Annotated in this window: 25 protein-coding genes; 12 read left to right on the top strand and 13 right to left on the bottom strand. The window is 62.5% G+C overall.

Features of this window, described 5'->3' with window-relative positions:
- The first annotated feature begins 12 nt into the window (after window positions 1-12).
- The 4 genes from LB513_RS13945 (at window position 13) to LB513_RS13930 (ending at window position 4,647) form a co-directional block, all read left to right on the top strand.
- Window positions 13-1,656: a N,N-dimethylformamidase beta subunit family domain-containing protein gene (locus LB513_RS13945; protein ID WP_224664091.1), complete on the top strand. Its 1,644-nt coding sequence runs from the start codon at window positions 13-15 to the stop codon at window positions 1,654-1,656.
- Window position 1,657: 1 nt separating this feature from the next.
- Complete coding sequence (locus LB513_RS13940; RefSeq protein WP_224664090.1) at window positions 1,658-3,043, top strand: aspartate aminotransferase family protein; 1,386 nt, start codon at window positions 1,658-1,660, stop codon at window positions 3,041-3,043.
- A 69-nt stretch (window positions 3,044-3,112) separates the two neighbouring features.
- Complete coding sequence (locus LB513_RS13935; protein WP_224664089.1) at window positions 3,113-3,622, top strand: GNAT family N-acetyltransferase; 510 nt, start codon at window positions 3,113-3,115, stop codon at window positions 3,620-3,622.
- Window positions 3,619-4,647, top strand: a complete 1,029-nt coding sequence (locus LB513_RS13930; RefSeq protein ID WP_224664088.1) for a histone deacetylase family protein — start codon at window positions 3,619-3,621, stop codon at window positions 4,645-4,647. Before LB513_RS13935 ends, LB513_RS13930 begins: the two co-directional genes overlap by 4 nt.
- A gap of 12 nt (window positions 4,648-4,659) precedes the next feature.
- On the opposite strand, the gene LB513_RS13925 is transcribed toward LB513_RS13930, so the two are convergent.
- Window positions 4,660-5,928, bottom strand: coding sequence for a cysteine desulfurase-like protein (locus LB513_RS13925; RefSeq protein ID WP_224664087.1), 1,269 nt, complete (start codon window positions 5,926-5,928; stop codon window positions 4,660-4,662).
- A 189-nt stretch (window positions 5,929-6,117) separates the two neighbouring features.
- Between LB513_RS13925 and LB513_RS13920 the strand changes: the two genes are divergently transcribed.
- Window positions 6,118-6,282 carry a hypothetical protein gene (locus LB513_RS13920; RefSeq protein ID WP_224664086.1) on the top strand — a complete coding sequence of 55 codons (165 nt, stop codon included), beginning with the start codon at window positions 6,118-6,120 and terminating at the stop codon, window positions 6,280-6,282.
- A 55-nt stretch (window positions 6,283-6,337) separates the two neighbouring features.
- On the opposite strand, the gene LB513_RS13915 is transcribed toward LB513_RS13920, so the two are convergent.
- On the bottom strand, window positions 6,338-6,844 hold the full coding sequence (locus tag LB513_RS13915) for a DUF1993 family protein (RefSeq protein WP_224664085.1): 507 nt from the start codon (window positions 6,842-6,844) through the stop codon (window positions 6,338-6,340).
- A 139-nt stretch (window positions 6,845-6,983) separates the two neighbouring features.
- Between LB513_RS13915 and LB513_RS13910 the strand changes: the two genes are divergently transcribed.
- Window positions 6,984-8,036, top strand: a complete 1,053-nt coding sequence (locus LB513_RS13910; protein ID WP_224664084.1) for a DUF1176 domain-containing protein — start codon at window positions 6,984-6,986, stop codon at window positions 8,034-8,036.
- A 28-nt stretch (window positions 8,037-8,064) separates the two neighbouring features.
- On the opposite strand, the gene LB513_RS13905 is transcribed toward LB513_RS13910, so the two are convergent.
- The 7 genes from LB513_RS13905 to LB513_RS13875 all read right to left on the bottom strand — a co-directional run bounded on the left by LB513_RS13905 (window position 8,065) and on the right by LB513_RS13875 (window position 14,465).
- Window positions 8,065-8,955, bottom strand: coding sequence for an alpha/beta hydrolase family protein (locus LB513_RS13905; RefSeq protein WP_224664249.1), 891 nt, complete (start codon window positions 8,953-8,955; stop codon window positions 8,065-8,067).
- An 86-nt stretch (window positions 8,956-9,041) separates the two neighbouring features.
- Window positions 9,042-10,652, bottom strand: coding sequence for an NTP transferase domain-containing protein (locus LB513_RS13900; protein ID WP_224664083.1), 1,611 nt, complete (start codon window positions 10,650-10,652; stop codon window positions 9,042-9,044).
- A complete protein-coding gene (locus LB513_RS13895) occupies window positions 10,649-11,353 on the bottom strand; it encodes an XdhC family protein (RefSeq protein WP_224664082.1) in 705 nt (234 codons plus the stop codon). The genes LB513_RS13900 and LB513_RS13895 overlap by 4 nt, the downstream gene beginning before the upstream one ends.
- Window positions 11,354-11,359: 6 nt before the next feature.
- The gene (locus LB513_RS13890; RefSeq protein ID WP_224664081.1) at window positions 11,360-11,698 is read right to left on the bottom strand and encodes an XdhC family protein; all 339 of its coding nucleotides are present in this window, start codon (window positions 11,696-11,698) and stop codon (window positions 11,360-11,362) included.
- A gap of 51 nt (window positions 11,699-11,749) precedes the next feature.
- Window positions 11,750-13,000, bottom strand: a complete 1,251-nt coding sequence (locus LB513_RS13885; protein WP_224664080.1) for a vWA domain-containing protein — start codon at window positions 12,998-13,000, stop codon at window positions 11,750-11,752.
- Window positions 13,001-13,011: 11 nt separating this feature from the next.
- Window positions 13,012-13,941 (bottom strand): AAA family ATPase, encoded by a 930-nt coding sequence (locus tag LB513_RS13880; RefSeq protein ID WP_224664079.1) that lies wholly within the window; start codon window positions 13,939-13,941, stop codon window positions 13,012-13,014.
- On the bottom strand, window positions 13,938-14,465 hold the full coding sequence (locus tag LB513_RS13875; RefSeq protein WP_224664078.1) for a flavin reductase: 528 nt from the start codon (window positions 14,463-14,465) through the stop codon (window positions 13,938-13,940). The genes LB513_RS13880 and LB513_RS13875 overlap by 4 nt, the downstream gene beginning before the upstream one ends.
- 186 nt (window positions 14,466-14,651) lie before the next feature.
- On the opposite strand from LB513_RS13875, the gene LB513_RS13870 reads away from it, so the two are divergent.
- Complete coding sequence (locus tag LB513_RS13870; RefSeq protein WP_224664077.1) at window positions 14,652-15,725, top strand: branched-chain amino acid ABC transporter substrate-binding protein; 1,074 nt, start codon at window positions 14,652-14,654, stop codon at window positions 15,723-15,725.
- Window positions 15,725-16,750 carry a P1 family peptidase gene (locus tag LB513_RS13865; RefSeq protein ID WP_224664076.1) on the top strand — a complete coding sequence of 342 codons (1,026 nt, stop codon included), beginning with the start codon at window positions 15,725-15,727 and terminating at the stop codon, window positions 16,748-16,750. Before LB513_RS13870 ends, LB513_RS13865 begins: the two co-directional genes overlap by 1 nt.
- A 6-nt stretch (window positions 16,751-16,756) precedes the next feature.
- Here LB513_RS13865 and LB513_RS13860 read toward each other — a convergent pair whose 3' ends face one another.
- Complete coding sequence (locus tag LB513_RS13860) at window positions 16,757-17,011, bottom strand: DUF2171 domain-containing protein (protein ID WP_224664075.1); 255 nt, start codon at window positions 17,009-17,011, stop codon at window positions 16,757-16,759.
- A gap of 127 nt (window positions 17,012-17,138) precedes the next feature.
- Between LB513_RS13860 and LB513_RS13855 the strand changes: the two genes are divergently transcribed.
- Together LB513_RS13855 and purB are read left to right on the top strand one after the other, a co-directional pair.
- Window positions 17,139-17,861: a DUF2259 domain-containing protein gene (locus LB513_RS13855; protein WP_224664074.1), complete on the top strand. Its 723-nt coding sequence runs from the start codon at window positions 17,139-17,141 to the stop codon at window positions 17,859-17,861.
- A 108-nt stretch (window positions 17,862-17,969) separates the two neighbouring features.
- Window positions 17,970-19,277, top strand: coding sequence for an adenylosuccinate lyase (gene purB, locus LB513_RS13850; RefSeq protein ID WP_224664073.1), 1,308 nt, complete (start codon window positions 17,970-17,972; stop codon window positions 19,275-19,277).
- Between the two features lie 76 nt (window positions 19,278-19,353).
- On the opposite strand, the gene LB513_RS13845 is transcribed toward purB, so the two are convergent.
- Complete coding sequence (locus LB513_RS13845; protein ID WP_224664072.1) at window positions 19,354-20,166, bottom strand: VOC family protein; 813 nt, start codon at window positions 20,164-20,166, stop codon at window positions 19,354-19,356.
- Between the two features lie 245 nt (window positions 20,167-20,411).
- On the opposite strand from LB513_RS13845, the gene LB513_RS13840 reads away from it, so the two are divergent.
- Window positions 20,412-20,966 carry an RBBP9/YdeN family alpha/beta hydrolase gene (locus LB513_RS13840; RefSeq protein ID WP_224664248.1) on the top strand — a complete coding sequence of 185 codons (555 nt, stop codon included), beginning with the start codon at window positions 20,412-20,414 and terminating at the stop codon, window positions 20,964-20,966.
- 6 nt (window positions 20,967-20,972) lie between these two features.
- Here the strand turns inward: LB513_RS13840 and LB513_RS13835 are convergent, their stop codons facing one another.
- The gene (locus LB513_RS13835; RefSeq protein ID WP_224664071.1) at window positions 20,973-21,746 is read right to left on the bottom strand and encodes an HpcH/HpaI aldolase family protein; all 774 of its coding nucleotides are present in this window, start codon (window positions 21,744-21,746) and stop codon (window positions 20,973-20,975) included.
- Window positions 21,747-21,852: 106 nt separating this feature from the next.
- A complete protein-coding gene (locus tag LB513_RS13830; RefSeq protein WP_224664070.1) occupies window positions 21,853-22,173 on the bottom strand; it encodes a DUF1476 domain-containing protein in 321 nt (106 codons plus the stop codon).
- Between the two features lie 273 nt (window positions 22,174-22,446).
- On the opposite strand from LB513_RS13830, the gene purC reads away from it, so the two are divergent.
- Window positions 22,447-23,241: a phosphoribosylaminoimidazolesuccinocarboxamide synthase gene (purC, locus tag LB513_RS13825; protein ID WP_056594372.1), complete on the top strand. Its 795-nt coding sequence runs from the start codon at window positions 22,447-22,449 to the stop codon at window positions 23,239-23,241.
- Window positions 23,242-23,250 lie beyond the last annotated feature (9 nt).

Raw genomic sequence — 23,250 nt, 5'->3', positions numbered from 1 at the left:
TTTCCGGTGTCCATGAACCATCAGCCGACCGAGTTCCCCGATTTCGGACTGACGCCCGAGCAGCGCCGCCACGCGGTGCGCGGTCACTACTATGAATGGCCGGGCATGGACGGGGAGCGTGGCGAAATCTGGTGCTACAGCGATCGCTTCTCCTATCGCGCCGGCGAGACGGTGACGTTGCACGTCAGTTCGACGGCTCCATCTTTCAGCATGACGATCATTCGCGATGGCGGCACCGAAACGAACGTGTTGGAGAGGTCGGGCATTGCGGCGCGCTGGCAAGACAGTCCGGACCAATGCTCGGTGCAAGGTTGCGGCTGGGAAGCGTCGTGCGAATTCGGTATCGCGAACGACTGGCCCTCGGGCGCCTACCGGGTGACGTTGACCGCTGATGGACGGGACGGCAAGCCGATCCAATGCCACCATATCGTCATTGTCGCGCCCGAGCCTGGCAAGAAGCCCGGCCGCGTGCTGCAGGTGGCGGCGACGGGCACCTGGCTCGCCTACAACACCTGGGGCGGCTCGAACCACTATCAGGGCATCACCGGACCGAACCGCGACCAGTACTCGCCCATCGTCTCGACGCAGCGCCCCTGGTGCCGCGGCTTCGTCGTGCTGCCGAAGGATGCGCCGCGCGTACCGCTTGAAGTCGCCGTGCGGCCCAAGACGGTGCCGCGCTACCCGCACATGGAATGGGCGCTCGCCACCGGCCATTCGAAAAAATACGCCTCGTCCGGCTGGGCGAGCTACGACAGCCACTTTTTCCGGTTCGCCGAACAGGCGGGCTATGGCGTCGATCTCGCCAGCCAGCACGATCTGCACTATTCGCCTGACATCCTCGATGGCTATGATTGCGCAGTCTTCGTCGGCCATGATGAATACTGGACCTGGGAAATGCGTGACGCGGTCGACAATTATGTCGAGCGCGGCGGCCATGCGGCCCGCTTCGCCGGCAATTTCATGTGGCAGACCCGGCTGGAGGACGAAGGCCGCCGGCAGGTCTGCTACAAATATCGCGCGCGCCAGGAAGATCCGGCCTATCTCCAGGGAGGCGACGTGACCCGAGCCACCAATTCCTGGGAAGCGCCCGAGATCGGCCGACCCGGTTCGGCGACCTTCGGGTTGAACGCCACCCGCGGCGTCTATGCCGGCTGGGGCGGCTGCGCGCCGCGCGGCGTACGGGGCTTCCCCGTCTACCGGCCCGAGCACTGGGCTTTCGCCGGAACGGGCATCTATTATGGCGACCTGCTTGGGGCCGACAGCCATGTCTATGGCTATGAAGTCGACGGGCTCGACTTCGAAATACGCGGCGGCCTGCCCTACGCGACGGCGGACAGCGGCGCACCCAAGGGCCTGCAGGTCCTTGCGGTCGGCATGGCGTCACAGGTCGAGGAAAGCGCCGATATCCCGATCGAGGACCAGTTCCTCACCGACGAGGACGGCCGCTTCACCGCCGAGACGTTGTTCGGCGAGGCGACCGACGCCAATCTGGAAAAGGTCAAACGCGGCAATGGCATGATCGTCAATTTTCCGCGCGGCAAGGGCGAGGTTTTCCATGCCGGAAGCTGCGAATGGGTCGCCGGTCTGCTGCGGCAGGATTCCATGGTCGAACGCGTCACCCAGAATGTCCTAGATCGCTACCTCGGAAAGTCCTGACATGTCGACAGTCCAGACCGCCGCTCAAGACCCCGAAGCAAGGCGTCAATCGCACCTGTTCTACCTTTCCAGCCTGCGCCGGCCGCTCATCGACCGCGCCGAAGGCATCTATATGTGGACGCAGGACGGCCGCCGTTTCATCGATGGATCGAGCGGGCCGATGGTCGCCAATATCGGCCATTCAAACCGCAACGTGCTCGACGCCATGAAAAAGCAGATGGACCGAGCCACCTTCGCCTACCGACTGCATTTCGAGAACGAACCGGCGGAAGAGCTCGCGCGCGAACTGGCAGGGAAGCTCCCCGAAGGCATGGACCGCATCTTCTTCGTTTCGGGCGGCTCCGAGGCGACGGAATCCTGCATAAAGCTGGCCCGGCAGTGGGCGGTGGCCACCGGCCAAGCCAACCGCTGGAAGGTGATCACGCGCTTTCCCTCCTATCATGGCGGCACGCTGGGTTCGCTGTCCATCACCGGCGACGACGCGCTGACCGAAACCTTCGAGCCGATGATGCGGCCGATGCCTACGGTGCCCGCGCCGACCGCATGGCGCGACCGCGATAATTTGTCCATGGAACAGCGCGGCGTGCGCTATGCCGACATGCTGGAGGACACGATCCTCGCCGAAGGTCCGGAGAGCGTGGTCGCTTTCATCATGGAGCCGATCGGGGGCGCGGCGACCGCGGCACTGGTGGCGCCGGACAGCTATTATCCGCGCATTCGCGAGATCTGCGACCGCTACGGCATCCTGCTGATCCATGACGAAGTGATGAGCGGTGCCGGACGCACCGGCAAGTTCCTCGGCGGAGACCACTGGAACTGCAAACCCGACATCGTCGCCCTGTCGAAGGGTCTGGGTTCGGGCTACGCGCCGCTCGGCGCCCTCGCCGCCCCCATGCGCCTGGTAGAGCCGTTGCTCGCCTCAGGTGGCTTCCAGCACGGCCACACTTATGCAGGCAACCCACTTGCCTGCGCCGCCGGCCTTGCCGTGCTCGGCGAAATGGACCGCCTCGACCTGATCGCCAATGCGGCGGCCATGGGCGACGTGCTGATGGACGGGCTCAAGGGGTTGGCCAAGCGCTTCCCATTCATGGCCGACGTCCGCGGCAAGGGATTGCTCACCGGCGTCGAGATGGTTGCCGACCCCGATACGCTGCGGCCCATCGACCAGGACAAGAAAGCCACGCAGCGGTTGCTCGACCTCGCTTACGAGCGCGGGCTGATCATCTACGGCCGCAGGGTCAAGGGCGGCGTCGACAGCGATAATTTCATGGTTGCGCCGCCGATGATCGTGACCGGCGAACAGGTCGGCGAGATCGTTTCCATCATCGGCGACTCGCTGGAGGTACTGGCATCCGAGCTCGACCTGCCGGTTGACGCCCATGGTTAAAAGAACGGCGCCGCGAAAGGTCATCGCCTGCGCCAACGTGCCCACCGCAGCTTTGGCGCGGATCCGGCGATGACCGCTGTCACAATCGTCCTTCGCCCGGGCCGGATCGAAGACGTGGAAACGATCCACGCTGCGATCCTGAAGCTCGGCACGCATATCGGCGCGCCGCAAGAGATCATCTCGACGGCCGACGATCTCAGAACCTACGGCTTTGGCGAAAAGCCGGCCTTCTCCACCCTGATCGCAGAGGTGGACGGGGAATTCGCCGGCCTGTGCCTGCATTTTCCGATCTTTTCCACCTGGATGGGACGGCCCGGCGTCTATGTGCAGGACCTCTATGTCGAGGACCGGTTTCGCGGCCGCAGGATCGGCGAGCGTCTCCTTCGGTCCGTCGCGGCAGAGTGCCGGAAGCAAGGCGGTGTCTATCTGAGGCTCTCGGTCGATACCGACAATGAGGGCGCCAAGGCCTTCTATGGTCGGCTTGGCATCGCCTGGTCGAGCTACGAGCAGACGCACAAGATCATCGGCGAGGCCTTCTTCGCCTTTGCCGACGCGCCCAACACCGGGGAGCAGGAATGAAAGCGTTCTTCGCCGAGGAACAGAAGCGCCACGATCCCAAGGCCTTTCTCTCCAGCGGTGCGGCGCAGCCCAATCCGGAACAGCCGGAACGCGCCGCGAGGTTACTGGCCGGAGCGTTAGCTGCCGGCTGCACCATCGAACGTCCGCGCGAATATGGGCTTGGTCCGGTGGCCGCTGTGCACACGCCGGAATATCTCGATTTTCTCGAGCATATCTTCACGCGCTGGCAACGCATAGAAGGCGCCTCCGCGGAAGTGATCCCGAACATCCATCCGATCGCGCGCAACGGCTCCTATCCGGCCTCGGCGGTCGGCCAAGCCGGCTATCACATGGCCGATACCGCTTGCCCCATCTCCAGCGATACGTGGCAGAGCGCGCTTTGGAGCGCCTGGAGCGCCGTCGGCGCGGCGGAGTGCGTCTTAGCTGGCGCGCAGGCGGCCTATGCGCTGTGCCGGCCGCCCGGCCACCACGCCTTTGCCGATGTCGCCGGCGGGTTCTGCTTCATCAACAATTCGGCGGTCGCTGCTGAAGTTCTGCGCAAGCAGGCCGCACGGGTGGCGATCCTCGATGTGGATTTGCACCATGGCAACGGCACGCAAGGCATTTTCTATGCGCGTTCCGATGTGCTGACCGTCTCGCTGCATGCAGACCCGGTGCGCTTCTACCCGTTCTTCTGGGGTCACGCCGACGAACGTGGCGAGGGCGCGGGCCTTGGGTATAATTTCAACCTGCCGCTGCCGCGCAAATCCGCCGACGGGGTCTTTCTGGAGGCTCTGAGGGTGGCGTCCCAGCGCATTCAAGCCTTTGCACCCGAGGCGCTGGTCGTGGCGCTCGGGCTCGACGCCTTCGAGGGCGATCCGTTCGGCGGACTTTCAGTGACGACGCCGGGCTTCTCACGCATCGGCGAGGCCGTGGCCAAGCTCGGCCTGCCGACAGTGATCGTCCAGGAAGGCGGCTATCTCTGCGATGAACTTGGCGACAACCTCACCGCCTTCCTGACCGGTTTCGCCGGCACGGCGCGGTAAGGTCGAGCAGCGTCAGGAACGCTGCTGCCTGAGCATGGCGATGACACGGTGAACGCTCTCCAGCGTCTCCTCGATCTCGGCTGAAGTGTTGTAGTGAGCGATGCCGATGCGGACCACGCCATGCTCGGCGGGAATGCCGAGCTGGTGGACGATCTCCCAAGCGTAGTTGTGACCCGACCAGAGGAAGATGTTCTCGGCGTTCATCTGCCGGACGATCGTCTCGGGCACGATGCCGTCAACGGTAAAAGAGACCGTCGGCACGCGATCGCTAAGCCGCTTCGGATCGGTGATGCCGTGGACTGTCAGGCCCGGAATGTCGGACAGCCCGTCGATCAGCCTTTGCGCCAGCGGATTCTCATAGGCGATGGCGACCTCGAACGCCTTGGCGATCTTATGCCTGCGCGATCCACTCTCACCCGCTGCCTCCCCCAGCCCGGCGAAATAATCCACCGCCGCCGTCAGGCCGGCCATCAGTTCGATCTGCGGCGTGCCAAGCTCGAACCGTTCCGGCAGACCATTGGATGAACAGCGGCATTTGTAGGGTGCCAAGCCAGCGATGACATCGCGCCGGCCCCACAATATGCCCAGATGCGGACCGAAGAATTTATAGGCCGAGCAGATCAGGAAATCGCAACCGAGGTCCTGCACATCGATCAGGCCATGCGGCGCGAACTGGACGGCATCTACATAGACCAGCGCACCGGCCTGCCTTGCGAGCTTGGTCAACGATTTCACCCGGTTGATCGAACCGGTCAGATTGCTGGCGTAGTTGAGCGCAACCAGCCGTGTCTTCTGCGACAGCAAGCCGGAAAGCGTCGCTTCCTCGACCTGCCAGCTCCCGTCATCGTACGGCAACCAACGCACGACCAAGCCGAGATCCTCGGCGAGTTGCAGCCAGGGCGACACATTGCCCTCATGGTCCATGCGGGTGAGAATAATCTCGTCCCCCGGCTGCATCGTCCTGCCGAGCGTCCGCGACATGTGATAGGTCAGCGTCGTCATATTGGCGCCGATGATGATTTCCTCGGGGCTCGCCGCGCCAAGAAAATCGGCCATCGCCTGATGCGCTCCGTCGACTACGGCTTGAGCTGCGATCGTGGTTTCGAAGTAGCCGCCGAGATTGGCATTGGTTGTGAGCAGGCAGCGCGACACCGCGTCGGCCACGGACTGCGGCACCTGAGTGCCGGCTGGATTGTCGAGATAAATTCGGCGGCGGCCGCTGTCGGTCAGGGCGAGAGCGGGAAATTTCCCCCGTATCGCCTCGATTGCAAAACCCACCATTGTCCCACCTCTCTCTTGTCTCGGCTCAGCACCTTTTGGCGATCAAGGACAGGATTGCCAACCCGTGGAGGATCTCGTCCACGGCAGTTCTGCATCCCTCAGGACATGGCTGGCATGCTTATGTTGCACTGCACAATCGTCACGATTCACCTATAGTGCGGGCGTGGAGGATCTGATCGGGGGCTCAATATGGGTTTCTTCACTGAAATGTTCGCAAGACCGCGTCCACAAGAACAGCTGCGTTACAGAGCGGCACTTGCCGTGCTTCATTCGATGAGCAATGCCGACCGAGCCGACATCGGCATCAAGCCGGCGGACTTCCCACGCATCGCCCGCGAGATGTCGACACGTTGAGCAACCAGTCCAGGATGTCCCGGACGGGTCCGGGACATCGTGAAAAACTGAAATCTCAACGCGCTCCGATGAAGGTGGCCTTGCCGAGCGGCACGCCGTTGTGGCGAAGGATGTCGTATGCCGTCGTGATGTGGAAGTAGAAATTGGGCATGGCGAGATGCAGCAGATACTGCATGCCGCTCAACGTGGTTTCGCGGCCGCCAAGCTTCAACTCGATCATCCTGTCGTCGGACCCGTCGAAATCGGCGGTCGAAAATGTTTCTAGATGGGTAGTCGTCTTGGCGATGCGTGCCTGAAGATCGGCGAAGCTAGCCTCGTTATCCTCGTATTTCGGCACTTCCCGACGGGCCAGACGCGAGGGTGCGCCCTTGGCGTGATCGGTGGCAATCTGGACCTGCCTGGTCAACGCATACATGTCGGGCGCCAGCCGGAATGTCAAAAACACCTGCGGATCGATCTTGCGCTCGAGCGCATTCTGTTCTGCCGTCGCCAGCACATTGGAAAGTGCCTTCAGCCTTGCCGAAAACACAGGCACGGATGCCTCGTACATCGATATCGTCACGTCAAATCTCCCGTCCGGCCGAACGCCGGCGTAGGGGACGTAGCGCCTCCGCGGCCGATTCTTCAAGCTTGCCCGTGCGGCGTCACCACCTTGCCGCAATCCGCACGATAGAATCTACCCATCAGGCGGAGGTCACCCGATGAGACGCGTCCTATTCGCAGCCGCAGCCCTTCTCACCATCCCGACATCAGGCCACACGGCGATGGATGCCGACGCTGCGGCCGAAGCGCCGTATATCGACGATCGGTCAAGCGCCGATGCAGTTATCCGCTCGCTTTACAGCGCCATCAACCGGCACGAATTCGCTCGTGCATGGGGGTACTTCGGAGAGGCGAAGCCGGCGAAGGATTTCGACGCTTTTGTCAAGGGCTATGACGGTACCGACAAGGTCGAGGTGGAAACCGGCGCGGTATCGAATGAAGGCGCCGCCGGCAGCATCTACTACAGTGTCCCTGTTGCGATCCGCGCCACAGACAAGGCTGGCGGCGAAAAAATATTCGCCGGCTGCTACACGCTGCGCCAGGTGAACGCGCGGATCCAGGCAGCGCCTCCATTCGATCCGATCCATATCGAAAAGGGTGAGTTGAAACCTTCCACGGCCGATTTCGAGGCATCTCTGCCGTCGAGCTGCGGCGACGGCCCACCGCCGCCGAAAAAAGACACGGCACTCGAGCAAGCCAAGAAGGCCTTTCTGGCGACCTATGGCGGCCAGTGCGACAAGGACCGGCTAGCCACTGAGCCGGAGCTCTATTCGATCAAGTACAAGGACAAGGATGGGCAGCCGGGTGATCCCGACAAGGAGACACGGCTATTCCAATTTTCCTGTTCTGCCGCTGCCTACAATGAAAGCTCCATCTACTACCTAAGCGACGACATATCCGGCGTCAGGCAGTTGCAATTCACCGAACCGGAGATGGATATCCGCTACGTGAACGACGACAGCGAGGGCAAGGTGGAGTCCATGCACGTTGTCGGCTTCCGAACGACTGGGTGGGCGGTCAATTCCAACTATGATCCGGACTCCCACACGATCAACACCTTCAACAAATGGCGTGGCGTCGGCGATGCATCCAGCGCGGGAACCTATCTGTTTCGCAATGGTGATTTCTCGCTGGTCCAGTACGACGTCGACGCATCCTATGACGGCGAGCAGGACCCGCAGACGGTGGTCGACTACAACACCGCGCCGTAAAGGTTGAACCGACCGGGCCCAGCCGCGATCAAGGCGTCTTGGTCAGCATCCAGTTCAGCGTGCCGCGCCAGTCGATCATGCGGATCGGTGTGCCATGCGTGCCCGTTTCAAAGCGGACGAAACGGGTCGGGTAGGTCTTGGATTTGGACAGGATGGAGCGGAAGAATGCCTCCTGGTTTGCTACGGGGAAGACTTTGTCATGGCTTCCCTGGGCGAAGAAAACCGGGACGCGCCGCTTGAAGGCGGGACTTGCCAGAAAACTGTCGTCCCAAAATGAACCGAGCAGCAGCAGCCCGCCGATACGGCTGCCCATATCCTTGCGCGCTGCGAGCTTCCAGCAGAGCGCGCCCCCCATCGAGCCGCAGGCCACAAAGATCTTCGCGCCCGGGGACTGTCCGGCGTAGTGATCGATCAACGCGGCGATCTGCGCCGCGCCCTTGTCGCTGAAATCCGGAAAGTCCGGACTGAGATAGAGGCCGCCATTGCCGGCCATCAGGTTCTTCAGCCGGTTGAAGTTGCCGCCGAATGTAAAGTCGTCAACGCCTTGCTTGCGGCTACCGCCCTGCCCGTGAAGATAAAGAACGATGATGCGGGCACCTTCCGTCTTGCCCACGGTGATATGCCTTATATCGCCCACATCGGTCTTCAGCATCAGGTCCTGCTGCACCTTGCGCACGCCGGTGTCGGTGTACTGAGCACGCACGCGCTTTTCTGGCACTTCGTCGCGCTGGTTGATGTCGCGCGGCTCCCGGTAGTCGATGACCGTGTAGGCGCCGCCAGTATTGGATGACAGCGCGGCCGGATAGGCGAAGAGATCGTCTTTGAACGGTCTCAGCAAGGACGTGTCGGCATTGGCAGCTGAGGAAAGGACGAATAGCGCTGCAGTAAGGAACGCACGGCATGGCCTCCCACCTACCATCGGCCGCGAGCGGAATAGAAGCGCAAAACGAGGCGGAATGAAACGATAAGCCATACCGTAGGCTTGCTTAATCCGGTCAGGGTTTGTCAATCCTGAAGCACGCCGCCAGCGCCTTCGAGCGCTTCTCGCGTGTCGACATCGACCGAGGCGGCCTCGCCAATTTCGACGTCGATGACGTCGAGCCCCTCCGCCTCGACCAGATGGCGCGCACCTGTGTCGCCTTCGAGGTGAGCAATCGCTGGAAACAGCGAGCGCGGCAGAATCACAGGGTTGCCTCGCTTGCCCTGATGCGAAGCGCGCACCACCGACTTGCCCCCCGCCTCGCGGAACGTGTCGATCAACCTGCCGATGTCGTCCGATCCGACACCCGGCATATCGCCGAGCAGGATCATCACGCCTGCGGTGTCCTGGGGCAAATAAGCAATGCCCGCCTTCAAAGACGTTGACAGGCCCTCGGCAAAATCAGGATTGTCGGCGAAGGTCACGTCCAGTCCCGTCAGGGTTTCGCGAACCCGCTCCCGCTGGTGACCGGTGACCACAATCGTGCCGGAGGCCCGCGAGGCGAGAGCGCGTTCGGCCGCCCGTCGCACCAGGGGCTCACCGTCGAACAGCGCCAGCAATTTGTTGGGCCCGCCCATGCGGCTCGACCGGCCCGCGGCCAACAGGACAATTGCCACCTTGAGCAGAGTTCTGGCGGGCAATGGCTCGCGCGGCTGCGGCCTAGTCGCGATTTCCATCAAAAGCCCGCCCACCCCCATGCCGGCAATATCCTTGGCCGTCACATCCAGGCCCGCGATCAATCGATCGAGCACCCAGTCGAAGCCGTTCTCCTTAGGGCTGCGGGCGCAGCCAGGCGCACCGATGACGCTCTTGCCGTCAAGCGTGCCCAGCACCAGAAGGTTGCCGGGATCGACCGGCATGCCCGCACGGATGACGGTTCCTCCCGCTTTTTCGATCGCCGCCGGCACGACATCGGCGAAATCGCTCATCGCCGAGGCACCGAAAATCACCACCATGTCATTGTCGCGCGCCAGTGCGGCCGCCGCTTCCGCCACGGGCGCGATCTCATGCGCCGTGCGGCGTTCAGCCGTCAGCCTGCCGCCGGAGCGCGCCAACCGGGCCTCGGTGACACGGAGCGTCTTGTCGAGAACACTCGGCTTGATGCCTGGCAAAACCGTCTGGATGACGCCAACACGTACAGGCCGATAGGCGTTGACTGCAAAGATCTCGCCACCGGCGCAGATTTGAATGGCTGCATCGACCAGCGCGGATGAGACCGCGAAGGGAATGATCTTCACGGTAGCGACCATCTGCCCCTCCTCGACGGGCGCATGCTGAGCCAGCGTCGCAATGGTGATGGTCGGATCGACCGCGTTGATAGCGTCGATCATCGCCGCGTCGACGGTGAAAATCCCGGCCGCGCCGGCGTGCAGATTGACCCGTCCGGTCCCGGGCGCCTTGATCTCGATGTTCCTGTGCCGCATGCTTGCAGCGATCTTTTCGGCAGCGGCATCCTCGCTGAGGTCGTCGGCCGACAGCACCGCGGCAACGACCTGCGAAATTCCGGCCGCTCTTAGGAGCGACACATCATTGGCGCTGAGCCTATGCGCCTTGCGGAAGCGCTGCTCGCCGGCTGTGGTGGCATGCGCAAGGATCGACCCTTCGGCCGCCTCGATCGGCACGGGTCCGAATTTCACGCCGCGGCACCCTTCGCTTCCAGACCTCGAGATCGGAAGGCCTGAACGACCTGAGCCAGAACGGCGACGGCGATTTCGGCTGGGCTCGCCGCACCGATGTCTAGGCCGATGGGGGCATGGATGCGGGCTATCTGGTCGGCACTCGCGCCCAGCGCCAGCAAGCGCTCGACGCGCTTGGCGTGCGTCTTTCTGCTTCCGAGCGCGCCGACATAGAAACAGTTGGCGTCGAGCGCCGCTTTCAGCGCGAAATCGTCGATTTTAGGATCGTGGGTGACGGCGACGAGCGCCGTGTAACTGTCGAGCGGCTGGCGCTTCAACACGTCCTCGGGCCATTCGGCATGCAACGCGACATCGGGAAAGCGGTCCGATGTGGCAAAAGCCGTGCGCGGATCGATGATCTCCACGGGATAGCCGGCGATCTTCGCCATCGGGGCCAGACCCTGGCTGATGTGGACGGCGCCGATCACCACCAGGCGCGGCTGCGGCAGATGCGCGTTGAGAAAGAACGTGCGGCCTTCGGCCTCGACCGAACCCGAATTGCCGGTCCGGAACGCCCTCGCTATCGCGTGCCCGAGATCGCCGGCAACATGATCGCCCTCACGCACGACGCGGTCGCGGCCGTCGCCCAGATCGGTAACGAGGATCGCGGCGCGGCGGGCGCGTCGTTCGGCGTTGAGCGTTTTCAGCGCATAGGGATCCATCGCAGATCAGCCCAGTCTTTCCACGTAAACCTTGATGCGGCCGCCGCAGGACAGGCCAACCTGCCAGGCGGTTTCATCGGCGACACCGAACTCCAGCATCCTGGCCTTGCCGGTGTCGATCACGTCGACGGCCTCGTTCACCACGGCGCCCTCGACGCAGCCACCCGAGACGGAGCCGTGGAAATTGCCGTCGGCGTCGATGACCAGATGGCTGCCGACCGGACGCGGCGCCGACCCCCAGGTCTCGACCACAGTGGCAATGGCCACGTCCTTGCCCTCCTTCATCCAGCCCTCGGCTATGACAAGCGGGTCGCGGGCCTCATCAAGATAAAGACTGTCGCTCATGGCTGCTTCTCTCAGAGTCTGGTTCTAGATGGGAATGGGCAAGATATATGGTTATGCTGCACGCCTGGCGCCAGCTTCCATCCATCGGCGAGGATCGACAGACTGTGCCGATTTCTTGTCCAGGGATGCGCATAGATCGGCGAGGGCAGCGAGGTTATGCACCGAGCGAAACTCATCGACATGCGGCAGCATCGCCTTCACGCCACGGGCGCGGGCCTGAAAACCGTCGAAGCGCAGCAATGGGTTCAGCCATATCAAGCGTCGGCAGGATTTGTGCAGCCGCTCCATCTCCTCCGACAAGCCATCGACATCGTCGCGTTCGAGCCCATCCGTGATCAGCAGCACCACCGCCCCTTGGCCCAGCACGCGCCGTGACCAAAGCCTGTTGAATTCCGCCAGCGTGTCACCGATGCGCGTGCCGCCGGACCAGTCCCGGACCGCCACCGAACAATCAGCCAGCGCCGCATCGGGGTCGCGATGGCGCATCTGTCGCGACAGATTGGTCAGCCTGGTGCCGAAGACGAAGGTGTGGACGCGTCGGCGCTTTTCCGTCAGTGCGTGCAGGAAATGCAGGAAGATGCGCGTGTACTGGCTCATCGAGCCGGAAATGTCGGCCAGCACCACGAGCGGCGGATGAACCTCGCGAGGCGAACGGAATTTCGGCAGGATCAGTTCGCCGCCGGTTCGCGCGGCCGAACGCATCATGGCGCGCGGATCGATGCGGCGTCCATGCGCATCGGCTTTGAAGCGCCGCGTCTGCACCATGTCGAATGGCAGTTGCAGCCGCGCGATGGCCTGCTTGGCATCGCTGATTTCGGCCGCGTTCATCTGGGCAAAATCCTTGCCCCGCAACACCTCGTTGCCTGAGAAAGTGAAACGCGCATCCACTTCGATCTCGGGGATCTCCTGGACCGGCTGGTTTTTCTGGTGACCCTCGAACATGGCCTGACTGACGCGATTCTCGGCTGCACGTGGTTTCTGCTTGTCGCGCTTATCCAGCGCCACCGGCGAAAACATCGCCAGCATCTTCTCGATCAGTTCGCGCGACTTCCAGAACAGTCGGAAAGCCTCGTCGAAAATGACATGGTCCTCGTGCCGCGAGACCAGCACGGCATGCAATGTCCAATAGAAATCGTCGCGGGAGCCGATGCCCGCCGTCAGCACCGCCTCGATGGCGTCCTTCACCGAGGCGGGTCCAACCCGCATTCCGGCCTTGCGCAAGGTGCGGGCAAAATAGACGATGTTGTCGGCGATCCGGCCGTCCGGCCGGGCTTCCTTGGGTTCGGGGCGCGATACCTGCATGACCCCTGGCCCTATTCCGCCGCCGAGAGTTCGGCCTTCACCTCGTTGAGGATGCGCCGGCCCTCGCCCTGTTCGATCCGGGCAATGTCGTCCTGGTATTTCAACAGCACGCCGATCGTGTCGGACACGGTTTCCGGGTCCAGCGCCACCTTGTCCAGTTCAGTCAACGCGCCGGCCCAGTCGATGGTCTCGGCAACGCCAGGCACCTTGAAAAGCTCGATCTGGCGCAGCTTCTGAATGAAGGAAACCACTTCGGCCGAAAGCCGCTGATTGGCCAGCGGCACCTTGCGGCGCACGATCTCCAGCTCGCGCTCGGCGTTGGGATAGTCGACCCAGTGATAGAGGCAGCGCCGCTTCAGCGCATCATGGATTTCGCGGGTGCGGTTGGTGGTGATGATGACGATCGGCGGCTCTTCCGCCTTGATGGTGCCAAGCTCAGGCACCGTGACCTGGAAATCGGACAGGATCTCAAGCAGGAACGCCTCGAATGCCTCGTCGGTTCGGTCCAGTTCATCGATCAGGAAGACCGGAGCCGCGCCCGCCTTGCCGGTCAGCGCATCTAGCACCGGGCGGCGGATCAGGTATTTCTCGGAGAAGACATTGCGCTCCATGTCGGAGCGGTCGACCTTGCCAGCGGCCTCCTCCATGCGGATCTCGATCATCTGCGCGGCATAGTTCCACTCGTAGACGGCGGACGAGACATCGAGGCCCTCATAGCATTGCAGGCGGATCAGCCGGCGGCCGAGCGCCCGCGCGAGCACCTTCGCAATCTCCGTCTTGCCGACGCCTGCCTCACCCTCCAGAAAGAGGGGGCGCTTCATGCGCAGCGACAGGAAAAGCACGGTCGCCAGCGACCGGTCCGCCACATAGTCCGCGCCGGTCAGAAGATCGAGCGTATCATCTATCGTCCGCGGCACGGTGCGCGGGGTCAGCTCGCTCATTTTAGCTCCGTGGCGGCAGGCGCCCTGCCCTCCAGCACATGGTAGGCGCGCGCATGGTAAATCAGCGGCCGCAAATTATCGCCGATGCGCAGGCCTGTCACCTTGCCAAAGAGCACACGGTGCGTGGCCAGGTCCTTGGTGTCGATCAACTCGCAATCGAACACGGCGAGCGCGCCCTTCAATGTCGGCGCTCCGGTGGAGATCACATCCCATTCGCCGAGCGCGAAACGCTCCTCGAGCGTCAGGCCGGTGATTCCGGAGAAACCGATCGACAGCGGCTCCTGGTCAGAAGCCAGGGTATTCAGCGCAAACCTGGCATTCGATACAAACGCCTCATTCCTGGGATTTTCACGGTTGAGACAGACCAGGATGGTTGGAGGCGTGTCCGACACCGAACAGGCCGCGATCACGGTCGTCCCCCGCTTGCCCGCAGGGCCGTCGGTGGTGACGATATGAACGTGGCCGGCAAAATGGCTCATCGCGTCGCGATAGGCCTGCGGCCCAATGTCATTCTTCTTCAGCACCGCAAACTTTCCATAGCCAGAACCCTGTCTTCATATATTGCGCCCCGGGACTTGCGGCAAGCAAGGCGACGCCGAGCCTAGCCATCTCCCTGAATTCGCATGTTGCGCCAAGGCCGACCAGCCTTTAGGTCTTGGCGACAATCGTGCCATGAGCATAAGGCCGGAACAGGGGATTCCATCGCTCCAATGCGACCTGGGACAAGAACGATAGCGGTGCTGTTCTGGCTGGTTCTGGCCGGGGGCAGCCATGCCCAGGCCCAGTTTGTCGGTGTCGCCGCGCCCTTGTCGGGCCCATCGGCTCTCCTGGGCGAACAGATTTCAGCGGGAGCCGGGCTGGCAGCGCAAACGAACGGCGTGGGCCTCAAGACCGTGGATGATGCCTGCACGGCCGCGGGCGGCGCTGCCGCGGCCAGGGACTTCGTGGCCGCCAAGGTCGACATCGTCGTCGGGTTCCTGTGCACCGAGGCGATTGAGGCGGCGATGCCGATCCTGAAGGACGCCAAGATTCCGGTGATCACCGTTGGCGTGCGAACCGAGAGCCTGACCGATCGCCGAGCCAAGACGGGGTGGCCTGTCTATCGCCTCGGACCGAGAGGCGACGATGAGCGTAACGCCGTTGCCTCGATCCTCACCCATCTGTGGCGGAAGGAATTGTTCGCCATCATCGACGACGGCACCATTTATGGCCGCGAGATCGCCGAAACCTTTCGTGCGGCGGCCGAGCAGGCAGGGTTGAAGCCGGTTTTCGTCGACACGTTCCGCCCGCAGCTGGATAACCAGATCGGCATGGTGGGCCGCCTGAAGAAGGCTGGAGCGACGCATGTCTTTGCCGGCGGTGACGGCGAAGACATCGCCATCATGGGTCGAGACGCGGCACAAATCGGAGCCGGCATTACCTTCGCCGGCGGCGAAAATCTGCGTGTCCCGGCCGGAGAGGTGCCTTATAGTGTAGGCACGCTGCTGATTGCACCGCCTGAATGGGCCGAAATCGCCGAACCGAAAGCGCTGCAGAGCTTCGCCGCGCAAAAGATCGTTCCGGACGGCTACACGCTGCCGGCCTATGCGGCGGTCGAGATCGCCAAGGCGGCATCGGACTTGTCCGAAACCTTCGGCAAGCCGATGGCCGAAACCTTGACTGGTCAGGAGTTCGCAACCGCGATCGGGCCGGTCCGCTTCGATGAAAAGGGCGACCTGAGCCAGAGCCCCTACCGCGTCTTCCGGTTTGACGGCACGCATTTCGCACCGCTGGCACAGAATTGATGTTTCGCACCGGCCCGCGCAACCTGATCACCGACGTTGCCGGCTTGCGCGTGGGCAACGCTTCCGATGCGAAGCTCAAATCCGGCGTCACGACCGTCCTTTGCGATGAACCGGCAGTGGGCGGAGTGCAAATTCTCGGCGGCGCGCCAGGCACCCGCGAAACGGATCTGCTGGAACCGCACAATTCGGTCGAGACGGTCCACGCCGTGGTGCTTTCCGGCGGTTCCGCCTTCGGCCTCGACGGGGCGTCCGGGGTGCAGGCGGCGTTGCGTGAACGCGGCGTCGGGTTCGAGGTGGGCGGCTTCCGCGTCCCGATCGTGCCGGCGGCCATCCTGTTCGACCTGCGCAATGGCGGCGACAAGCATTGGGGTCGCTACCCGCCCTATCGTGATCTCGGCTACGAAGCAGCGCAAACCGCCTCCGCCGATTTCCAATTAGGGACGATAGGAGCCGGCACAGGTGCTTTGACTGCAGGGCTGAAAGGCGGATTGGGCTCGGCCTCGACCATGCTGGAAAGCGGCGTCACGGTCGGGGCGCTGGCGGCCGTCAACCCGACAGGGTCGGTGACCATCGGCCAAAGCCGATATTTCTGGGCGGCTCCGTTCGAGATCGGTGACGAATTCGGTGGCCTCGGCTATCCCTCGCCCATGCCGGGCGATTCGCGACGCATAGCCCTGAAATACCGTGACAAATCCATGGCCGGCGAGACGCGTTCGGGCAGCAACACCACCATCGCGATTATTGCCACGGACGCGGTTCTGACCAAGGCGGCAGCCAAACGTCTGGCAATCTCCGCACATGACGGCTTCGTGCGCGCGATCTGGCCAACGCATACACCCGCCGATGGCGACCTGGTGTTTGCGTTGGCTACAGGGATGAGCGGGATAGAACTGACGGCGGACGCCGCCATCCACCTTTATGCCGCCGCCGGAGCCACCATGGCACGAGCTATAAGCCGCGGCGTGTTCGCCGCGACTCCCGCCGAAAACGATCTGTTCCCAGTATGGTCGTCGCGGCGGATTTGAGCCAAGTCAGGTCGGGTCGGACTGTTCTTCCTCGAAGGAGACCGCGACATCGGAGTTCGCCGACAACCAGACCTTGTCGCCTTGCACCTCAGCAAGCAGGCTCAAGGGAATGTAATGGTGATGGCCTTCATGCGAGCCCTCGCCGCTATCCTTTTTTGTGAGCTTGATGCGCTCACCGTCGATCTTGTCGACAGTGCCGACATGCACGCCATCGGCGCCGACGACTTCCATATGCTCACGGATCTTGCTGGTGTCGGTCATTGTGGTTCTCCAGTGGGGATTGCCGACAATAACAAATGACGGGCAGATTGGATGCATGGTCTTTCGGTTGCGATACGTTTTGTATTCATCATGCTAGGATCATGACATCCGCCGAGGAGCACCACCCATGCGAATGATTTTCCTGCCCGCGCTCTGCCTGTTCGCGCAGATCATCACACCATCCTTGGCCCGCGCCGGCGACGCCGCCCAGCTCGGAATCCTGGGTTTCAGCCGCGACGGCGGCATCTTCGCCTTCGAGGAGTATGGCGTCCAGGACGGATCTGGGTTTCCCTATGCCAACCGCTATTACATCGACACGAGCAACGACAGCTTCCTCAAGGGCACGCCGATCAGGGTCCGGCTCGACGATGAGAACGCCAAACCGGAGACCGCGCGCCTTCAAGCGCGGCAGAAAGGCGAAGCGATTGTCAGCCAGGCTGAACTGAGCGCCAATCGCGGCATCACTGCCGGTTTCAATCCGGTGACAGAGCTTTCCGCCGATCCGCACCGGATAGCGGTCAATCCACGGCCCATTTTTCCGCCGATCGACCCGCAACTCGAGTTTCGGCTCGAAGAAATCGCCATGAACAGCACCGGCTGCGAGAGCCAGGGCGAGACCAACGGCTTCCGGCTGCTGCGCATCGAGGCGCAGAATGGCGGCGCCACCAAGACGCTGCATGAGGACAAGTCTATCCCAAAGAGCCGGAATTGCCCGAACGGCTATAGCATCGGTGCGGTTCAGACGTTTTCGGCGGACAATCTCAGAGGCTATGCGGTGTTGATCGCGGTGCGCCAATATGGCTTCGAAGGGCCTGACTATCGCTGGATCGCGGTGACCGGCCGCCTTTGACGTTGGCTACCCATAGTACCGTCATATGGTTTGTGTGCAGTGGCGTTGAGCATTTCGGCGGCCTCTGTTAGGAGGCGGGCAAACTCCTCGCCACGTCAGGACTGACCGATGATCCCTCGTTATTCCCGGCCGGAAATGGTCGCCATCTGGTCGCCAGAAACCCGGTTCCGCATCTGGTTCGAGATCGAGGCCCATGCCTGCGACGCGCTGGCCGAACTCGGCGTGATCCCGAAAGAGGCCGCCAGGACCATCTGGGAAAAGGGCGGGGCCGCGGAGTTCGATGTCGACGCTATCGACGAGATCGAGCGTGTCACCAAGCATGACGTCATCGCCTTCCTCACCCATCTTGCCGAATTCGTCGGACCGGACGCCCGCTTCATCCATCAGGGCATGACGTCGTCGGACGTTCTCGACACCTGCTTCGCGGTGCAGTTGACACGGGCGAGCGACATCCTGCTCGCCGACATCGAAGGCCTGCTCGCGGCGCTCAAGCGGCGCGCCTTCGAGCACAAGGACACCGTCACCATCGGGCGCAGCCACGGCATCCACGCCGAGCCGACGACCTTCGGCGTCAAGCTGGCGCAGGCCTATGCCGAATTCTCGCGCTGCCGCGAGCGGCTCGTCCACGCCAGGGAAGACATCGCCACCTGCGCTATTTCCGGGGCGGTCGGCACTTTTGCCAATATCGACCCTTATGTCGAGGAGCATGTGGCCGCCAGGCTCGGGTTGAAGCCAGAGCCGGTCTCGACCCAGGTCATCCCGCGCGACCGCCACGCGATGTTCTTCGCCACGCTTGGCGTCATAGCCTCGTCCATCGAGCGGCTGGCGATCGAAATCCGGCATCTGCAGCGCACCGAGGTGCTGGAGGCGGAAGAGTATTTCTCCCCCGGGCAAAAGGGCTCGTCGGCAATGCCGCACAAGCGCAATCCGGTGCTGACCGAGAATCTCACAGGCCTTGCGCGCATGGTTCGCTCGATGGCGCTGCCGGCGATGGAAAATGTGGCGCTCTGGCACGAGCGCGATATTTCGCACTCGTCGGTCGAGCGCATGATCGGCCCGGACGCGACGGTGACGCTCGATTTCGCGCTGTCCCGGCTGACCAGTGTAGTCGACAAGCTGCTTGTTTATCCCGAGAACATGTTGAAGAACATGAACAAGTTCCGCGGCCTCGTCCATTCGCAGCGCGTCATGCTGGCGCTGACGCAAGCCGGCCTGTCGCGTGAGGATTCCTACCGCCTCGTGCAGCGCAACGCGATGAAGGTCTGGGAACAAGGCGCTGATTTTCTGGCGGAACTGCTGGCAGACAAGGAAGTGACCGCAGCCCTGCCGGAAGCGGAAATTCGTGAGAAATTCGACTTGGGCTACCACACCAAGCACGTCGACACGATCTTCAGGCGGGTATTCGGCGAGGCGTAGCGCAAGCTTACACTCTCCCGTCACCTGCCGGGAGAATGCTTTTCGCCAATACCGCCACTTGTGAAGCAAGCCGCAATCACGCCTTGCCGGGGACAGTCCTGATCACTGTGCCCCAGGGATCCTCGCGGGTCGTTTCTCCAGCCACATTGTCCGAACGCATTTCGACCCATGCCAGCCCGGAGCGGCTTCGATCGCGTCGGCCCGCGCCCGAGCTCTGCCAGGCGTTGGCGCCGATGTGGTGGTGATAACCGCCCGATGAGAGGAACACGGCCTGGCCGCCATATCTGGCCACCGTGCTGAAGCCGAACTCCCGGTTCCACCACGCTTCGGCGTCTTCCGGCCTGCCGACGCGGAGATGGACGTGGCCGACAATGCTGGTTTCAGGAGCGCCCTGCCACCCGGCATCACCAGCGGGCACGCTGCCGACAACTGCTGGTATGTTTAACCGCTCTGTCGCCATCGCCACCTTGTCGCCATTCCACTTCCAGTCGCGCGGGCTGCGGTCGGCATAAATTTCAATGCCGTTGCCTTCGGGATCAGTCATATACAGCGCTTCGCTGACGAGGTGATCGGAAGCGCCCTCGATGGCGATCTTGTTTGCAATGGCATGATTGATCCAGCGGCCGAGATCAGCGCGACTGGGCAGCAGGAACGCGGTGTGGAAGAGCCCGGCGCTTCGCGGGTCGTCGGGCTTTGCGGCCGCGTCCGGCTCTAGAACCAACAACGGACGGTTTGCGGCGCCCAGTGTGATCGCGCCATCGGCGCGGCTGAGCTCCTGCAATCCGACGACAGTGCGATAATAGGCAGCGAGGCTTTCGGCATCGCGCGCCTTCAACCCGACTCGGGAAACGCTGACAGGGGTGGTAGCGGCAAAAGGCAATTCAGTCATCAGATGCTCCGTTCGGCCGGCAAGCGGTGAAACTCCTAGTGCGAGAAGTCCCGCGCCGCCGATGATTGTCCGTCGTGTAAGCTCCAAATCAGGGTTCTCGCACGGCTGTTTCTGCTCCTAGAACAAATCATCCATCGAGATCGTTCACACAAGATGGCAATAAGCGAACATGGTGTTCACTATTATGATCAGGGGTGCCGATTGTGGCCGTTGCACGCGGCGACGCCGATCGCTATCTCAGCGCGATGAAAGTTAAAGACGCGGATATTCTCATCGTCCCCGGCTACACCAACTCGGGACCAGAGCATTGGCAGAGCCGCTGGCAGTCCAAGCTGTCGACCGCCCGCAGGGTGGAGCAGGCCGAATGGTCAAAACCGGTCCGCGAGGACTGGACCGCCAACGTCGCCAAGGCTGTCAACGAGGCGGAACGGCCAGTAGTCCTTATCGCCCATTCCCTGGGCGTAGCCGCCGTCATACAGGCTATTCCCCGGTTCCAGAAGCCTGTCGCCGGCGCATTTCTGGTGGCACCGCCGGATGTCGCCAATCCCGAGATCAGGCCAAGGCATCTGATGACCTTCGGTCCCTACCCGCGCGACCCGCTGCCTTTCCCGTCGCTGGTGATCGCCAGCCGCAACGACCCGTTCTGCGCTTTCGATGTCGCCGAGGACATTGCCGCCGCGTGGGGCTCGCTGTTCGTCGACGCCGGCGAAACGGGGCACCTCAACGCGGATTCTGGATTCGGGCCATGGCCCGAGGGCTCGATGACCTTCGCCAAATTCATGACTGACCTGAAAGCCTGAACCGCTTCAGGAGCCGAGCGAGTCGCGTACGCTCTTGATGAGCGTCTTGGCGCCGAGCCCGATCAGCGCGTGCTCCGACCCCATTGCCAGCAGCCGGTAGCCCATCGCCACGACCCGGCCGGCGATCTCCGGCTCGACGACATAGATCGCCGCGTGTTTTCCGGCTTGGCGGGTGCGGGCGGCGACCGAGGCCACCGTCTCCATCATGTCTTCCAGCGTCGAATTGACAGTCCCGCCATTGGTCCATGCGATCGAGAAGTCGGACGGCCCAAGGAAGATGCCATCAATGCCCGGCGTGTCGAGGATGCCGTCGAGCGCATCGAGCGCTGCACGCGTCTCGACCATCGCGAAGGCCATGGTGCGCTGGTTGCTGTCGCGCAGCCATTCGGCCTGGTCGCCCTTGCCATGGCGCGGAAACGCGTAGGTGGGGCCCCATGAGCGCTCGCCCAGCGGCGGGTATTTCATGGCCGCGGCGAAGAGTTTGGCATCGGCCACCGAATTCACCATCGGCGCAATGACGGCCTCAGCGCCAAAATCGAGGGCGCGGCTCGCCATATCGAAGCGGCCGACCGGGATACGCACCAGGGCCGGCTTGTTGGCCGCAAGGACGGGGGCCAAACCGCGCAGGACGCTGTCCTCGTGGTGGCCGCCATGCTGCATGTCGAGGGTGACGGCGTCAAAGCCCTGCTTTGCGACGATCTCGACGGTCAGGGCATCCGGGACGCCGGACCATGCGGTAAGCAGCGTTTCGTCGGCCGCCAGGCGGGTTTTGAGGGACATCCGTGTCTTTCCTAATTGAGGAAGCGCAGTTCAACCGGAAACTGCCGCGAAGGCAAAGAAAAACCGCCCGGGTAGGCCGGGCGGTCGATTGGTCCAGTGGTGCTTATCAGGTGTTCTTGATCTGCTCGATCGCCTGCGCCATCAGTTCGTCCATGGTCCGGCGGATCTGATGATCGGACTGGTCGATGCCGGCGGCATCGAAGTCCTTGCGGATCTTGCGAAAGACGTCGTGGTCCCCGGCCTCCTCGATATCCGACACAACCACTTCCCTGGCATAGGCGTCGGCATCGGCCCCCGACTTGCCAAGCTTTTCGGCGGCCCAGAGGCCAAGCGCCTTGTTGCGGCGCGCCGCTGCCTTGAAGCGAAGCTCCTCGTCGAATGCGAATTTGCGCTCAAAGCCCTCTTCGCGATCCTTCATGCTGCTCATGGCATCCCTCCGATGGAAATCGATTCGCTGGTGACGGTGTATATGTGCTGACAAAGCACAAATCAAAAGGTCCTTGGGCGGTCAATACGGTTCGCACCTTGCTGCACTGCGGCATTTCGGTCCCTAAAGAGGTTGATTGAAAGGATTTGTCGATTGAGCAAATCGTGTGATTGGGATAGACCCGGCATTGAACCCTGCACTCGCCACACCATTTCAGGCGAACGGACAGGAAATGGTCGCTTGCCGCCTGCCGGAAATCCAGAGAAAAATCAGATGAAAAATCGCCGCCGCATTTATGAAGGCAAGGCCAAGATCCTCTATGAGGGACCCGAACCAGGCACGCTTATCCAGTTCTTCAAGGATGATGCCACAGCGTTCAACAAGAAAAAGCACGAGGTCATCGACGGCAAGGGTGTGCTCAACAACCGCATTTCCGAGTACATCTTCAATCATTTGAACCGCATGGGCATTCCGACCCATTTCATTCGCCGGCTCAACATGCGCGAGCAGCTGATCAAGGAAGTCGAGATCATTCCGCTCGAAGTGGTTGTGCGCAATGTCGCCGCCGGTTCGCTGTCGAAGCGCCTCGGCATCGAGGAAGGCACCGTCCTGCCGCGCTCGATTATCGAGTTCTATTACAAGGCCGACGCGCTCGACGACCCGATGGTATCGGAAGAACACATCACCGCCTTCGGCTGGGCGAGCCCCCAGGAGATCGACGATGTCATGGCGCTGGCCATCCGCGTCAACGACTTCCTCTCCGGCCTGTTCATGGGTGTCGGCATCCAGCTGGTCGACTTTAAGATCGAGTGCGGCCGGCTGTTCGAAGGCGACATGATGCGCATCGTCGTCGCCGACGAGATTTCGCCAGATTCCTGCCGTCTTTGGGACGTTGCGACACAGGACAAGCTCGACAAGGACCGTTTCCGCCGCGATATGGGCGGTCTTGTCGAGGCCTATCAGGAAGTCGCCCGCCGCCTCGGCATCATGAACGAAAACGAGCCGCCGCGCCCGACCGGCCCGGTTCTTGTCGCCTCGACCGAGGGCATCAAAGGCAAGCCTCACTAAGAGCAAACA

The sequence above is a fragment of the Mesorhizobium sp. ES1-1 genome, from assembly GCF_020164785.1.
Taxonomy (GTDB): Bacteria; Pseudomonadota; Alphaproteobacteria; order Rhizobiales; family Rhizobiaceae; genus Mesorhizobium.
The sequence above is the reverse complement of the archived record's forward strand: the minus strand, read 5'-3'. Positions and strand labels throughout refer to the sequence as shown.

Excerpts from the sequence above, each read along its gene's own strand:
- LB513_RS13945 (WP_224664091.1), top strand. The coding sequence starts at position 13 with ATGAACCATCAGCCGACCGAGTTCCCCGATTTCGGACTGACGCCCGAG.
- LB513_RS13940 (WP_224664090.1), top strand. The coding sequence starts at position 1,658 with ATGTCGACAGTCCAGACCGCCGCTCAAGACCCCGAAGCAAGGCGTCAA.
- LB513_RS13935 (WP_224664089.1), top strand. The coding sequence starts at position 3,113 with ATGACCGCTGTCACAATCGTCCTTCGCCCGGGCCGGATCGAAGACGTG.
- LB513_RS13930 (WP_224664088.1), top strand. The coding sequence starts at position 3,619 with ATGAAAGCGTTCTTCGCCGAGGAACAGAAGCGCCACGATCCCAAGGCC.
- LB513_RS13925 (WP_224664087.1), bottom strand. The coding sequence starts at position 5,928 with ATGGTGGGTTTTGCAATCGAGGCGATACGGGGGAAATTTCCCGCTCTC.
- LB513_RS13920 (WP_224664086.1), top strand. The coding sequence starts at position 6,118 with ATGGGTTTCTTCACTGAAATGTTCGCAAGACCGCGTCCACAAGAACAG.
- LB513_RS13910 (WP_224664084.1), top strand. The coding sequence starts at position 6,984 with ATGAGACGCGTCCTATTCGCAGCCGCAGCCCTTCTCACCATCCCGACA.
- LB513_RS13905 (WP_224664249.1), bottom strand. The coding sequence starts at position 8,955 with ATGGTAGGTGGGAGGCCATGCCGTGCGTTCCTTACTGCAGCGCTATTC.
- LB513_RS13895 (WP_224664082.1), bottom strand. The coding sequence starts at position 11,353 with ATGGATCCCTATGCGCTGAAAACGCTCAACGCCGAACGACGCGCCCGC.
- LB513_RS13890 (WP_224664081.1), bottom strand. The coding sequence starts at position 11,698 with ATGAGCGACAGTCTTTATCTTGATGAGGCCCGCGACCCGCTTGTCATA.
- LB513_RS13885 (WP_224664080.1), bottom strand. The coding sequence starts at position 13,000 with ATGCAGGTATCGCGCCCCGAACCCAAGGAAGCCCGGCCGGACGGCCGG.
- LB513_RS13880 (WP_224664079.1), bottom strand. The coding sequence starts at position 13,941 with ATGAGCGAGCTGACCCCGCGCACCGTGCCGCGGACGATAGATGATACG.
- LB513_RS13870 (WP_224664077.1), top strand. The coding sequence starts at position 14,652 with ATGCGACCTGGGACAAGAACGATAGCGGTGCTGTTCTGGCTGGTTCTG.
- LB513_RS13865 (WP_224664076.1), top strand. The coding sequence starts at position 15,725 with ATGTTTCGCACCGGCCCGCGCAACCTGATCACCGACGTTGCCGGCTTG.
- LB513_RS13860 (WP_224664075.1), bottom strand. The coding sequence starts at position 17,011 with ATGACCGACACCAGCAAGATCCGTGAGCATATGGAAGTCGTCGGCGCC.
- LB513_RS13855 (WP_224664074.1), top strand. The coding sequence starts at position 17,139 with ATGCGAATGATTTTCCTGCCCGCGCTCTGCCTGTTCGCGCAGATCATC.
- purB (WP_224664073.1), top strand. The coding sequence starts at position 17,970 with ATGATCCCTCGTTATTCCCGGCCGGAAATGGTCGCCATCTGGTCGCCA.
- LB513_RS13845 (WP_224664072.1), bottom strand. The coding sequence starts at position 20,166 with ATGACTGAATTGCCTTTTGCCGCTACCACCCCTGTCAGCGTTTCCCGA.
- LB513_RS13840 (WP_224664248.1), top strand. The coding sequence starts at position 20,412 with ATGAAAGTTAAAGACGCGGATATTCTCATCGTCCCCGGCTACACCAAC.
- LB513_RS13835 (WP_224664071.1), bottom strand. The coding sequence starts at position 21,746 with ATGTCCCTCAAAACCCGCCTGGCGGCCGACGAAACGCTGCTTACCGCA.
- LB513_RS13830 (WP_224664070.1), bottom strand. The coding sequence starts at position 22,173 with ATGAGCAGCATGAAGGATCGCGAAGAGGGCTTTGAGCGCAAATTCGCA.
- purC (WP_056594372.1), top strand. The coding sequence starts at position 22,447 with ATGAAAAATCGCCGCCGCATTTATGAAGGCAAGGCCAAGATCCTCTAT.